At 70.7% G+C, this 12,448-nt stretch carries 11 protein-coding genes; 8 read left to right on the top strand and 3 right to left on the bottom strand.

Going from position 1 to position 12,448, the window contains the following annotated elements:
- Window positions 1-153: 153 nt before the first annotated feature.
- The 7 genes from gap (at window position 154) to pgi (ending at window position 7,309) form a co-directional block, all read left to right on the top strand.
- Window positions 154-1,161 carry a type I glyceraldehyde-3-phosphate dehydrogenase gene (gene gap, locus ACIRVH_RS20875; protein WP_403955339.1) on the top strand — a complete coding sequence of 336 codons (1,008 nt, stop codon included), beginning with the start codon at window positions 154-156 and terminating at the stop codon, window positions 1,159-1,161.
- 147 nt (window positions 1,162-1,308) lie between these two features.
- Window positions 1,309-2,520 carry a phosphoglycerate kinase gene (locus tag ACIRVH_RS20880; RefSeq protein WP_403955341.1) on the top strand — a complete coding sequence of 404 codons (1,212 nt, stop codon included), beginning with the start codon at window positions 1,309-1,311 and terminating at the stop codon, window positions 2,518-2,520.
- Between the two features lie 41 nt (window positions 2,521-2,561).
- The gene (gene tpiA / locus ACIRVH_RS20885; protein ID WP_403955760.1) at window positions 2,562-3,317 is read left to right on the top strand and encodes a triose-phosphate isomerase; all 756 of its coding nucleotides are present in this window, start codon (window positions 2,562-2,564) and stop codon (window positions 3,315-3,317) included.
- Between the two features lie 103 nt (window positions 3,318-3,420).
- Complete coding sequence (gene secG / locus ACIRVH_RS20890; protein ID WP_403955762.1) at window positions 3,421-3,651, top strand: preprotein translocase subunit SecG; 231 nt, start codon at window positions 3,421-3,423, stop codon at window positions 3,649-3,651.
- Between the two features lie 257 nt (window positions 3,652-3,908).
- Window positions 3,909-4,196 carry an RNA polymerase-binding protein RbpA gene (locus ACIRVH_RS20895; RefSeq protein ID WP_007448238.1) on the top strand — a complete coding sequence of 96 codons (288 nt, stop codon included), beginning with the start codon at window positions 3,909-3,911 and terminating at the stop codon, window positions 4,194-4,196.
- A 122-nt stretch (window positions 4,197-4,318) separates the two neighbouring features.
- Complete coding sequence (locus tag ACIRVH_RS20900; RefSeq protein ID WP_403955343.1) at window positions 4,319-5,581, top strand: MFS transporter; 1,263 nt, start codon at window positions 4,319-4,321, stop codon at window positions 5,579-5,581.
- A 75-nt stretch (window positions 5,582-5,656) separates the two neighbouring features.
- The gene (pgi, locus tag ACIRVH_RS20905) at window positions 5,657-7,309 is read left to right on the top strand and encodes a glucose-6-phosphate isomerase (RefSeq protein WP_403955346.1); all 1,653 of its coding nucleotides are present in this window, start codon (window positions 5,657-5,659) and stop codon (window positions 7,307-7,309) included.
- 107 nt (window positions 7,310-7,416) lie between these two features.
- Here the strand turns inward: pgi and ACIRVH_RS20910 are convergent, their stop codons facing one another.
- From ACIRVH_RS20910 to ACIRVH_RS20920, 3 genes are read right to left on the bottom strand one after another with little or no spacing between them, the layout of a single operon-like run.
- The gene (locus ACIRVH_RS20910; RefSeq protein WP_403955349.1) at window positions 7,417-9,699 is read right to left on the bottom strand and encodes an FtsX-like permease family protein; all 2,283 of its coding nucleotides are present in this window, start codon (window positions 9,697-9,699) and stop codon (window positions 7,417-7,419) included.
- A gap of 35 nt (window positions 9,700-9,734) precedes the next feature.
- Entirely contained in the window at window positions 9,735-10,484 is a 750-nt protein-coding gene (locus ACIRVH_RS20915; RefSeq protein ID WP_403955352.1) for an ABC transporter ATP-binding protein, read from the bottom strand.
- Window positions 10,481-10,996 carry a PadR family transcriptional regulator gene (locus ACIRVH_RS20920; RefSeq protein ID WP_403955354.1) on the bottom strand — a complete coding sequence of 172 codons (516 nt, stop codon included), beginning with the start codon at window positions 10,994-10,996 and terminating at the stop codon, window positions 10,481-10,483. Before ACIRVH_RS20920 ends, ACIRVH_RS20915 begins: the two co-directional genes overlap by 4 nt.
- A gap of 129 nt (window positions 10,997-11,125) precedes the next feature.
- On the opposite strand from ACIRVH_RS20920, the gene ACIRVH_RS20925 reads away from it, so the two are divergent.
- Window positions 11,126-12,397 carry an ABC transporter substrate-binding protein gene (locus ACIRVH_RS20925; RefSeq protein WP_403955358.1) on the top strand — a complete coding sequence of 424 codons (1,272 nt, stop codon included), beginning with the start codon at window positions 11,126-11,128 and terminating at the stop codon, window positions 12,395-12,397.
- The last annotated feature ends 51 nt before the right edge of the window (window positions 12,398-12,448 follow it).

The raw sequence follows: 12,448 nt of genomic DNA on the forward strand, positions 1-12,448 counted from the left end.
CCCTACTGGCCGGTACGGACCGCCTGCCCTTTTATGCGGCATCTCGATGTCACCGCGGGGTCCCCAGAGGGGTAGGGTCGGGGGTGGTCGGGGACATCCCAAATACAGCTCGCCGGCACCGCATGGCCGGCGTACCAACGAGGAGATCGGTTCGTGACGATCCGCGTAGGCATCAACGGCTTCGGCCGTATCGGGCGTAACTACTTCCGCGCACTGCTGGAGCAGGGTGCCGACATCGAGGTTGTGGCTGTCAACGACCTGGGTGACACCGCGACCACCGCTCACCTGCTGAAGTACGACACCATCCTGGGTCGTCTGAAGCAGGAGGTGTCCCACACCGCCGACACCATCACCGTCGACGGTCACACCATCAAGGTGCTCTCCGAGCGCAACCCGGCCGACATCCCCTGGGGCGAGTTGGGCGTCGACATCGTCATCGAGTCGACCGGCATCTTCACGAAGAAGGAAGACGCCGCGAAGCACATCGCCGGCGGCGCCAAGAAGGTCCTCATCTCGGCTCCGGCCTCCGGCGAGGACATCACCATCGTGATGGGCGTCAACCAGGACAAGTACGACGCGGCCAACCACCACGTCATCTCCAACGCCTCCTGCACCACCAACTGTGTGGCGCCGATGGCGAAGGTCCTCGACGAGAACTTCGGCATCGTCAAGGGTCTGATGACCACGGTGCACGCGTACACGAACGACCAGCGCATCCTGGACTTCCCGCACAAGGACCTGCGCCGCGCCCGTGCCGCCGCCGAGAACATCATCCCGACCACCACCGGTGCCGCCAAGGCCACCGCCCTGGTCCTCCCGCAGCTCAAGGGCAAGCTGGACGGCATCGCCATGCGCGTCCCGGTCCCCACCGGCTCGGTCACCGACCTCGTCCTGGAGCTCGGCCGCGAGGTCACCAAGGAAGAGATCAACGCCGCCTTCCAGAAGGCCGCCGAGGGCGAGCTCAAGGGCATCCTGGAGTACACCGAGGACCCGATCGTCTCCTCCGACATCGTCAACGCCCCTGCGTCCTGCACCTTCGACTCCTCCCTGACCATGGTCCAGGAGGGCAAGAACGTGAAGGTCATCGGTTGGTACGACAACGAGTGGGGCTACTCCAACCGTCTCGTGGACCTGACGGTCTTCGTCGGCAACCAGCTCTGATCGGCCGCAGCAGGCCGCTGATGCGTCATGCAGGGCTCGGGCAGCGCACCGTCGCGCTGCCCGAGCCCTGACGCGCGTGCAGGCCGCCCCGGCCGACCTGCGAAGATCGGCCCTCGTAGGAACAAGAGCCCTCAGGAGTCCCCTCTCATGAAGACCATCGACGAACTTCTCTCCGCGGGCGTGGACGGCAAGCGGGTCTTCGTCCGTGCCGACCTCAACGTCCCGCTCGCCGACGGCGTCATCACCGACGACGGCCGCATCCGCGCCGTCCTGCCCACCGTCAAGGCCCTTGCCGAGGCGGGCGCCAAGGTGGTCGTCGCCTCGCACCTGGGCCGCCCCAAGGGTGCCCCGGAACCCGCCTTCTCGCTGCTGCCCGCCGCCGAGCGGCTCGGCGAACTCCTCGGCGCGCCGGTCGCGTTCGCCCAGGACACCGTCGGCCCCGCCGCCCACGACGCCGTGGACGGCCTGCAGCCCGGCCAGGTCGCGGTCATCGAGAACCTGCGTTTCAACGCCGGCGAGACCTCCAAGGACGACACCGAGCGCGGCGAGTTCGCCGACCGGCTCGCGGCCCTCGCCGACGTCTACGTCGGTGACGGCTTCGGCGCGGTGCACCGCAAGCACGCCTCGGTCTACGACCTCCCGGCCCGCCTGCCGCACTACGCCGGCTACCTGATCGCCACCGAGGTCGGCGTTCTGAAGAAGCTCACCAAGGACGTCGAGCGCCCCTACGTCGTCGCGCTCGGTGGCGCCAAGGTCTCCGACAAGCTCGCCGTCATCGACGAACTGCTCGGCAAGGCCGACCGCCTGCTCATCGGCGGCGGCATGGCCTACACCTTCCTCAAGGCCAAGGGCTACGAGGTCGGCATCTCCCTCCTCCAGGAGGACCAGGTCCCGGCCGTCACCGAGTACATGGCGCGCGCGGAGAAGCAGGGCGTCGAGCTGCTGCTCCCCGTCGATGTCGTGGTCTCCCCGGAATTCCCGGACCTGAAGGCCAAGGCTCCCACCGAGCACACCGTGGTCGACGCGGACAAGATCCCCGCCGACCAGGAGGGGCTGGACATCGGCCCCAAGACCCGAGAGCTGTACGCCTCGAAGCTCGCCGACGCCCGGACCGTCTTCTGGAACGGTCCCATGGGCGTCTTCGAGCACCCCGACTACGCCGAGGGCACCAAGGCGGTCGCCCAGGCCCTCGTCGAATCGGACGGCTTCACCGTCGTCGGCGGCGGTGACTCCGCCGCGGCCGTGCGTACGCTCGGCTTCGACGAAAAGGCATTCGGCCACATCTCGACCGGTGGCGGCGCCTCCCTCGAATACCTCGAGGGCAAGACGCTCCCCGGCCTCGCCGCACTGGAGGACTGACCTCAATGGCTGCATCTAATTTTTCTGGGCGCACGCCGCTGATGGCGGGCAACTGGAAGATGAACCTCAACCACCTCGAGGCCATCGCGCACGTCCAGAAGCTCGCCTTCGCCCTGGCCGACAAGGACTACGAGGCCGTCGAGGTCGCCGTCCTGCCGCCCTTCACCGACCTGCGCTCCGTGCAGACCCTGGTCGACGGCGACAAGCTCAAGATCAAGTACGGCGCCCAGGACCTCTCGGCGCACGACTCCGGCGCCTACACGGGCGAGATCTCGGGCCCGATGCTGGCCAAGCTGAAGTGCACCTACGTGGCCATCGGGCACTCCGAGCGCCGCCAGTACCACAACGAGACCGACGAGGTCGTGAACGCCAAGGTCAAGGCCGCCTACAAGCACGGCCTGACCCCGATCATGTGCGTCGGTGAGGAGCTGGACGTCCGCGAGGCGGGCAACCACGTCACCCACACCCTCGCCCAGGTCGAGGGCGGTCTCAAGGACCTCCCGGCCGAGCAGGCCGAGACGATCGTGATCGCCTACGAGCCCGTCTGGGCCATCGGTACCGGCAAGGTCTGCGGCGCCGAGGACGCCCAGGAGGTCTGCGCCGCCATCCGCGCCAAGATCGCCGAGCTGTACTCCCAGGAGCTGGCCGACCAGGTCCGCATCCAGTACGGCGGCTCGGTGAAGGCCGGCAACGTCGCCGAGATCATGGCACAGGCCGACATCGACGGCGCCCTGGTGGGCGGTGCCTCGCTGGACGCCGACGAGTTCGTCAAGATCGTGCGCTTCCGCGACCAGTGAGTATGCGCTAGACGCGATCCGTCGTACCCTGGCGGGGGCACAGCCGTGGTGCTGTGTCCCCGTCGTTCTATCCGAATCCGAGGAAGTTGGTCCAGCCGTGGTTTTGGGGTTCTCGATCGCCCTGATCGTCTTCAGCCTGCTGATGATGCTGCTGGTGCTGATGCACAAGGGGAAGGGCGGCGGCCTCTCCGACATGTTCGGTGGCGGCATGCAGTCGTCCGTCGGTGGCTCCTCGGTCGCCGAGCGCAACCTCGACCGCATCACCATCGTGATCGGTCTGCTCTGGTTCGCGTGCATCGTCGTCCTCGGCATCCTGATGAAGACGAACAGCTGATCGGCGTCTCGCAAGCACATACATTCCGTACGTAAGGCCCCATGTTCGGTACGCGCTCGTGAGCGCGGCCTATCATGGGGCTTGCGTCTAGATGTGGGGGCTGTAACTCCAATCACTGGACGCGCGTTGGGCCTTACGTAGACTGAGGCGCTCGCGGCGAAGCGGAACGCCGACTCGCTTCGCGGCACCATTACGCAGGGAGTTACACCGTGGCAAGTGGCAACGCGATCCGAGGAAGTCGGGTCGGGGCGGGGCCGATGGGCGAGGCCGAGCGCGGCGAGTCCGCGCCGCGTCTGCGCATCTCCTTCTGGTGCTCCAACGGGCACGAGACGCAGCCGAGCTTCGCCAGCGACGCACAGGTGCCCGAGACCTGGGACTGCCCGCGCTGCGGCTTCCCGGCCGGCCAGGACCGGGACAACCCGCCGGACCCGCCGCGCACCGAGCCGTACAAGACGCACCTCGCGTACGTACGGGAGCGGCGCAGCGATGCGGACGGCGAGGCGATCCTCGCGGAGGCGCTCGCGAAACTGCGCGGCGAGATCTAGGACTTGTCATCGGCCGGGTGCCCCACGGTGTCTGGCCGAAGCCGTTCCTCCCCGCGCGTCCGGCCGACTGTCAGTGGCACCCCCTACGGTTTACGTGAAGGCGTGAACCGCGAGGGGGAGTTGTGACGGCGGTCGGGGTGGCGGAGCCAGGTGCGCCCGCGTGGCGCGGGGGATTCGGGCGGCTGTGGAGTGCCGCGGTGCTCTCCAGCTTCGGTGACGCGCTGCGTACGGCCGCGCTGCCGCTGCTCGCCGCCTCGCTGACCGACGAGCCCCTGCTCATCGCGTCGGTCACCGCCTGCGGCTATCTGCCCTGGATCGTCTTCGGGCTGCTCGGCGGCGCCGTCGCCGATCGGGTGGACCAGCGGCGGGCCATGTGGACGGTCGACGGGCTGCGGGGCCTGCTGGTCGCGGGATTCGCCGTCGCCGTCGCGCTGGGGCACGCCTCGATCGGCCTGCTGATCCTGCTGGCCTTCACCCTGACCACGCTCCAGACGCTGTTCGACAACGCGTCGACGGCCCTGCTGCCCGCCCTGGTGGAGACCGAGGCGCTCGGCAGCGCGAACGCCCGGCTGATGACCGGACAGCGGATCGCCGGCGGACTGCTCGGCGCGCCGGCCGTGCCGCTGCTGATCGCCGCCGGGGCAGCCCTCCCCTTCGCCGTCGACGCGGCCACGTTCCTGGTGGCCGCCGCCCTGGTCGCCACCCTCCCGGTCACCCGGCGGACGACCGGCCCCGGAGGCGGCACCCTGCGCCGGGACATCGCGGACGGACTGCGCACCCTGTGGCGCGACGGCGCCCTGCGCGGACTCTGTGCCGCCACCGCCCTGTGCAACATCGGCATGGGCGCACTGCTCGCCACCCTGGTCGTCCTGGTCACCGGCTGGCTGGACGCGGGACCCGCGGGATTCGCGGCGGCGGGCACCGCCGTCACCCTGGGCAACCTGGCCGGAGGGCTGCTGAACGGCCGGCTGGTGGACCGCCTCGGCCGGACGGGCTCCGTCCTGCTCGCCGGCGCCGTGCAGACCGGGGCGCTCGTCGTCATGGGCGCCGTGCGCAGCCTGACCGTGCTGGTGGGGGCGCTCGCCGTCTTCGGGCTCATGGGCATGGTGTGGAACGTGAACACGACGACCCTGATGCAGGAGCGCAGCCCCGCCGAGCTGCTCGGCCGGGTCGCCGCTGCCTTCCGGACCCTGGCCTGCGCCGGCGTGCCCCTGGGCGCCCTGCTGGGCGGCGCCGTCGCGACCGCCTGGGGCGTCAACACCCCGCCGCTGCTCACGGCCGGTTTCTTCGTCCTCGCCGTCATCGCGCTGATACCCGCGCGCAAGCCGGACGTACCTGTTGTTGCCCCGCAGGACGGCGCCGCAACAGCTCAGGGCACCCACTGATCAACTAGGTTGGAACCGGCAGCGGGGCAAGGTACGCAGCAGGACAGGTTGCAGGAAAGAAGGCTGAAGTCGGATATGAACGCAGACGGACGTACCAGGCTCAACCAGACGCCCGAGTGGACCGCTCTCACCAAGCACCGGGAGGCGCTGGCCGACACCCGTCTGCGGGAGCTGTTCGCCGCCGATCCGGAGCGTGGCGCCGGGTACACCCTGCAGGTCGGCGACCTGTACATCGACTACTCGAAGCACCTGGTCACCGACGAGACGCTGCGGCTGCTGCGCGAGCTGGCCGCCACGACGGACGTCTTCGGCCTGCGGGACGCCATGTTCCGCGGCGAGAAGATCAACGTCACCGAGAACCGGGCGGTGCTGCACACCGCGCTGCGCGCTCCGCGGGACGCGGTGATCGAGGTCGACGGCGAGAACGTCGTCCCGGCCGTGCACGCCGTCCTGGACAGGATGAGCGACTTCGCCGAGCGCGTGCGTTCGGGTGCGTGGACCGGCCACACCGGCAAGCGCATCAAGAACGTGATCAACGTCGGCATCGGCGGCTCCGACCTGGGTCCCGCGATGGCCTACGAGGTGCTGCGCAGCTTCACCGACCGCGACCTCACCGTGCGCTTCGTCTCCAACGTGGACGGCGCCGACCTGCACGAGGCCACCCGCGACCTGGACCCGGCCGAGACGCTGTTCATCATCGCCTCCAAGACCTTCACCACCATCGAGACGATCACCAATGCGACCTCGGCCCGTAAGTGGCTGCTGGACGCGCTCGGCGCCGAGTCCGCGGTGGCCAAACACTTCGTGGCCCTGTCGACCAACGCCGAGAAGGTCGCCGAGTTCGGCATCGACACGGCCAACATGTTCGAGTTCTGGGACTGGGTCGGCGGCCGCTACTCCTACGACTCCGCGATCGGCCTGTCCCTGATGATCGCCATCGGGCCCGACCGCTTCCGGGAGATGCTCGACGGCTTCCGCCTGATCGACGACCACTTCCGCACCGCACCCGCCGAGTCCAACGTGCCGCTGCTCCTGGGCCTGTTGGGCATCTGGTACGACAACTTCCACGACGCCCAGTCGCACGCGGTGCTGCCGTACAGCCACTACCTGTCCAAGTTCACGGCGTACCTGCAGCAGCTGGACATGGAGTCCAACGGCAAGTACGTGGCGCGGGACGGCAAGCGGGTCGAATGGCAGACCGGCCCGGTGGTCTGGGGCACGCCCGGCACCAACGGGCAGCACGCCTACTACCAGTTGATCCACCAGGGCACCAAGCTGATCCCGGCGGACTTCATCGGCTTCGCCGAGCCGGTCGCCGAGCTGAGCGGTGAACTCAAGGCCCAGCACGACCTGTTGATGGCCAACTTCTTCGCCCAGACCCAGGCGCTCGCCTTCGGCAAGACGGCCGAGGAGGTCCGTGCGGAGGGCGTCGCCGAGGAGCTGGTCCCGCACAAGACGTTCCCGGGCAACCGGCCGACGACCACGATCCTCGCGCGCGAGCTGACCCCGTCCGTGCTCGGCCAGCTCGTCGCGCTCTACGAGCACAAGGTGTTCGTCCAGGGCGCCGTGTGGAACATCGACTCCTTCGACCAGTGGGGCGTGGAGCTGGGCAAGGTGCTCGCCAAGCGCGTCGAGCCGGCCCTGACGACGGGCGCGGAGGTCCCCGGCCTGGACGCCTCCACGAAGGCCCTGGTCGCCAGGTACCGGGAGCTGCGCGGCCGTAGCTGACCCGCACGCCCGAGCGCTGCCGCGGACGATTCTCCAGTGCGTCTTATGTGTGCTGTGGAAGTTCGGGGCAGGAGCAGGACGCCGGTCCCGGGTCGGCGGAACCGGGGTCAGGCCACCGCGCTCAGCGTGTCCGCCAGGCGGCGGCGTGCCGCCCGGGCCGCGGGGAGGGCGGCCAGGGCCGCGGCTCCCAGTACGGCGCCCGCGTCCAGCAGGAGCAGCAGGCCGGGCGAGGGTGCCTGGGCGATGCCGGCGCCGATGCCGTTGGAACTGCCCTGGGCGTCGATCAGCCGGTGCGCCAGTGGCAGTCCCAGGGCCGTACCGGCGAGGACCGCGGCCAGGGCCGTGCAGGTCGTCGCCGTGACGGTGATCGCGGTGATCTGCCGAGGGGACATGCCGATCGCTCGGAGGGCGAGCATGTCGCGCTCGCCCTCCCGGACGCTTCCGCCGATCGCGGTGAGCAGCTCGACGAGCCCGATGAGGGCGAGCACGGCGATCAGCCCGGCGACGACCGCGCGCAGCGGGGACAGCCCGTCGGCCGGGTTGGTCACGGCGTGCACGTCCAGGTGTCCGTTTCCGGCTGTGGCCAGGGCGGAGGCGACCCGCTGCGGGTCGGCGCCCGGGCGCAGCCGCAGCTGGTAGAAGGCCGGGGACAGCCGCGGGTCGTTCTCGCGGAGGGTGTCCAGGGAGGTCGTCACGACCCGGCCGGCGTTCTGCGGTTCGATGCTGCGGCCCACGATGTGCAGTATCTGCGGCTGCTCGCCCACCGTCATCCGCACCCAGTCGCCGACCCGCACATGCAGCAGGTCCAGCAGGCCCTGGCCGGCCACGGCCTCGTCCGGTCCGTGCGCGGCCCGGCCCTCGGCGAGGGTGTAGGGGTACGGCTGCGTACGGGTGCCGAGGCCGCGCAGCGCGATCGTCCCGGTCTGACCGGGGACCAGTGCGGCCAGCTCGACGCCCGGGTAGGCGGCGGTGACCTGGTTGTTCGCCGCCAGCAGGGCCCGTACGTCCGAGTCGCTCAGGTCGCCGTCCGAGCGGAGGGTGAGCGCCGTCGGCAGGCCCACCCGGTCCGGGCTGCTGTGGAAGCGGTCGATGGTGGTCCACGCGCTGAGCGCCACCACGATCAGCAGCAGCGGCAGCGTCAGCCTGGCCACGCCGGCCAGCGACCGGCCGCGGCCCGCGAACGCCTTGTGGCAGCCCAGGACCAGCGCGGCCGGCAGCCGCAGCCCCAGGGCACGGCGGGCCAGGCCGGTCAGCCGACCGCCCGCCGGAGCCGACGGGCGGGGCACCGGCACCGGCGGTACCCGGCCCGCCCGCCAGGCCGCGAGTCCCGTGGTCAGACCGATGAACAGCACCGCTGTCACGGGCACGGCGGAGAGCGCCACGGTGTGCCCCGGCAAGCCCTGCCACACGCCCACCGCGTCGCCGAGTCGTCCCGGGATCCAGGTGCCGAGACTCTCGGTCACCGCGGCCGCGGCCACCGCACCCAGCAGGGCGTACGCCAGGTGCTGGAGCAGGAAGATCCGTACGACCTGGCCCGGGGTGAAGCCGATCGCCTTCAGTACCGAGATGTCCCGCAGATGGCCTCGGATGCGGGTGCCGATCGCCCCGTGCACGGCGAATCCCGCGGCGACCAGGGCGCCGAGTCCGAACAGGCCGAGCACCTGGCCGAGGAGCCGGTTCTCGCCCTGTGCGTCGGCCCGCGCCTGCTGCCAGGTGGAGACCTCGCCGACCGCGCCCGCGCCCAGCACGGTGACGGCACGCTGGACCGCGTAGTCCGTGTCGGAAGGGTCCTTCAGGCGCAGCCCGGTCACCTGGCCGCCGGGGGCCCGCACGGCGGTCGGCAGCGCCCAGACGAGCCCCGGCTGGGCGCCCGGGCTGTAGCCGGGCTCCGCGCTGTCGGCGATGCCCTCGACGGTCAGGGTGCGGGCGGTGCCGGGGAGTGTCAGGGTGTCGCCGGGCTCGGCCAGCAGGGCCCGGGCCAGACGGGTCTCCAGGACCACGCCGTCCGGCTGCGCCGGATCCAGCCAGTGGCCGGCGGTGAGCAGCGGGCGCCCGACGGAGGGCAGGTGCGGGGTGCCGCGCAGCTCCACGGCGGCGCGGGTGCCGCGGGAGGCGACGGTGGCGGCCTCGGTCCGGTAGGGGCCGGCGACGGACTCGACACCGTCCAGCCGGGCGAGCCGCTGGGCGTCGGTGGAGGCGGCCGTGTGGATCCAGACGTGGGCCCCGCGTGCCTGGGTGAAGGTCCGCTGCCAGGGGTTGGTGGCGTAGCCGAAGAGGGCGGCGGCCAGCAGCAGCGAGGCGACGATGCCGGCGGTGGCGAGCGTGATGAACAGCGCCTCGCCGCGATGCGTGCGCAGATCGGAGTGGGCCCAGCGCAGGGTGGCTCGCACGGCTCAGCCCCCGGCCCCGGGCAGTCGGCGCGCCATCAGTCCCTCAGCTCCAGCACACCGGAGGTCCCGGGCTTGCGGGACGGGGTGCCGTCCAGTGCGGCGTCGTCGGCAATGCGGCCGTCGAAGAAGCTGATCACGCGGTCGGCGGCGCTGGCCAGCCGGGCGTCGTGGGTGACCAGCACGATGGTCTGGCCGCGCCCGTGGAAGCGGGACAGCAGCCGCATCACCTCACGGGTGCCCTTGCTGTCGAGGCTGCCGGCGGGCTCGTCCGCGAGCAGCAGCGGCGGGTGGTTGACCAGGGCGCGGGCGAGCGCGACCCGCTGCTGTTCGCCGCCGGACAGCTCGCCCGGCATGCTGCGCTCCTTGCCCTCCAGACCCAGCTCGGAAAGGAGGGCCTCGCGCTCGGCCCGGGCCCGCTTCGGCGGGACGCCGGCGAGCAGGGCGGGCAGCTCGACGTTGTCGGCGACCGACAGGTTCGACACCAGGTTGAAGAACTGGAAGACGATCCCGATGGCCTTCCTGCGCTCCACCGCCCAGCGCGCCTCGCTGAAGGAGTCCGTGCACCGGCCGTCGAGCCAGATGCTGCCCTCGTCCGGCCGCTGCAGGCCGCCGAGCAGGTGCAGCAGCGTGGACTTGCCGGCGCCGGACGGTCCGGTGATCGCCACGAACTCGCCGCGCTCGACGCTCAGGTCGACCCCGCGGACGGCACGCGCCGGCGCGCCCTCGCCGTGGTGGGTCTTCACCAGACTCTCGGCGCGCAGCACAGGAGCGTGGGCGTCGCTCACTCCAGCTCCTCCAGTTCCTCCTGGCACCGCTCCAGCCAGTCGAGGTCGGCCTGCAGGTGCAGCATCGCGCCCTCTATGAGCAGATGGGCGATTCGGTTGTCCCGCTTCTCGGCCGCGGCCAGCTTCGACAGGTTGCGCATGGTGTTGAGGTACTGGCGCCGCTGCTTGTTGATGAGGGAGATCTGCTCGACGAGACCGGTCTGCGGGGCGAGCGCGAGCTTCATGAAGAACTCGTCCCGGACCCGCGGCTCGTCCTCGGTCTCCTCGAACCAGGCGTGCAGCGCCTCGCGCCCGGCGTCGGTGAGGCGGTAGACCTTCTTGTTGGGCCGGCTGGACTGCTCGACGTCCTCGCCCTCGATCAGTCCCGACTTCTCGAGGCGGCCGAGGGTCACGTAGATCTGGCCGACGTTCGGCTGAGGGTACGCGGAGCCCAGCAGTTGCTCAAGGTCCTGCTTCAGCTCGTAGCCGTGGGCCGGGCCACGTGCCAGGAGTGCCAGGAGGGCAAGGCGCACTCGTGCTCTCCTCCTGTCTGCTCAATGTGCTCCAGGCCCTAGTATCGCCCATACCTAACAGGTATACATGGCCTCTGACCGTCGGGCGAGGGTGCCCGTGGCCGGGTGTACGTGTTCAGGGAGGAACCTATGCGGTGGATGCACGCCGCCGGTAGGGGGCTCCTCGTTCTGGCCGTGGCCCTGTCCGGGTACATGGCCTCCGGAGCCGGCGCGCCCGCCGACGAGCGCGACCGGAGCGGTCCGCTCACCCTGGCCACCGCCGGTGACCTCACCGGCTACCTCGGTCCGCTCCTGGAGGGCTGGAACCGTACGCATCCCGCGGAGAAGGTCACCCTCGTCGAGCTGCCGGACTCCGCCGACGAGACCCACGCGCAGATGACCACCGACCTGCGCGGCGGCGACCGGGGCCGGTTCGACGTCCTCAACATCGACGTCAACTGGACCTCGGAGTTCGCGGCCGCCGGCTGGATCCGCCCGCTGCCGCGCGACCGCTTCCCGCTCAAGAGCTTCCTGCAGCCGGTCGTGGACACGGCCACGTACGACGGGCGGCTGTACGCCGTGCCGTACGTCACCAACGCCGGGCTGCTGCTGTACCGCAAGGACGTCCTCGCCAAGGAGGGCGTGCCGCCGCCGCGCACCTGGGCCGAGCTGGAGCACGACGCGAAGACCGTCGCGCCCAAGTACGGTCTGGACGGCTACGCGGGCCAGCTCCTGCCCTACGAGGGCCTGACCGTCAACGCGGCCGAGGCCGTGTACTCGGCGGGCGGCTCCATCCTCGGCGACGAGGGCACCCGCGTCACCGTCGACTCGGACGCGGCCCGCGAGGGCATCGGCTTCCTGGCCCGCGGTCTGCGCGAGGGCTGGATCCCGAAGGCGGCGCTGACGTACAAGGAAGAGGAGTCCAAACAGGCCTTCCAGGACGGCCGGCTGCTCTTCCTGCGCAATTGGCCCTACGCCTACGCCGTGGCCTCGGCCCCGGGCTCCAAGGTCGCCGGCCGGATCGGCGCCGTACCGCTGCCCGGGCCCGACGGGCCGGGGAAGAGCGTCCTCGGCGGCTCCAACCTGGCCGTCAACACCCACGCCCGGCACCCCGACTCGGCCGCGCGCCTGATCGCGTACCTCACCAGTGAGGGCGTCCAGCGCCAGGTGCTCACCCGGGGCTCACTGCCACCCGTGCGCGCCGCGCTCTACGAAGACCCCGCGCTCGTACGGAAGTTCCCCTACCTGCCGACCCTGCGCACGGCCGTCCTCACGGCCGAACCGCGCCCCAAGAGCCCGCACTACGACCAGGTCAGTCTGGTGGTGCAGGCGGTCGTGCAGGACGCGCTGACCGGGCACGAGACGCCCGAGGCCGCGGTGCGCCGACTGGCGCACGAGCTGGCCGCCGTCTCCAGTCGCTAGTTACTTGTTAGGTAACGCGGACATCTCATCTGGCTTCAGAGTGCCCCAGTA

The organism is Streptomyces sp. NPDC101165 (genome assembly GCF_044768135.1).
Classification (GTDB): Bacteria; Actinomycetota; Actinomycetes; order Streptomycetales; family Streptomycetaceae; genus Streptomyces.

Bases quoted from the DNA above. Each gene is read 5' to 3' on its own strand.
- ACIRVH_RS20895 (WP_007448238.1), top strand. From the start codon at position 3,909: ATGGGCGAGGCCGAGCGCGGCGAGTCCGCGCCGCGTCTGCGCATCTCC.
- ACIRVH_RS20880 (WP_403955341.1), top strand. From the start codon at position 1,309: ATGAAGACCATCGACGAACTTCTCTCCGCGGGCGTGGACGGCAAGCGG.
- ACIRVH_RS20925 (WP_403955358.1), top strand. From the start codon at position 11,126: ATGCGGTGGATGCACGCCGCCGGTAGGGGGCTCCTCGTTCTGGCCGTG.
- tpiA (WP_403955760.1), top strand. From the start codon at position 2,562: ATGGCGGGCAACTGGAAGATGAACCTCAACCACCTCGAGGCCATCGCG.
- pgi (WP_403955346.1), top strand. From the start codon at position 5,657: ATGAACGCAGACGGACGTACCAGGCTCAACCAGACGCCCGAGTGGACC.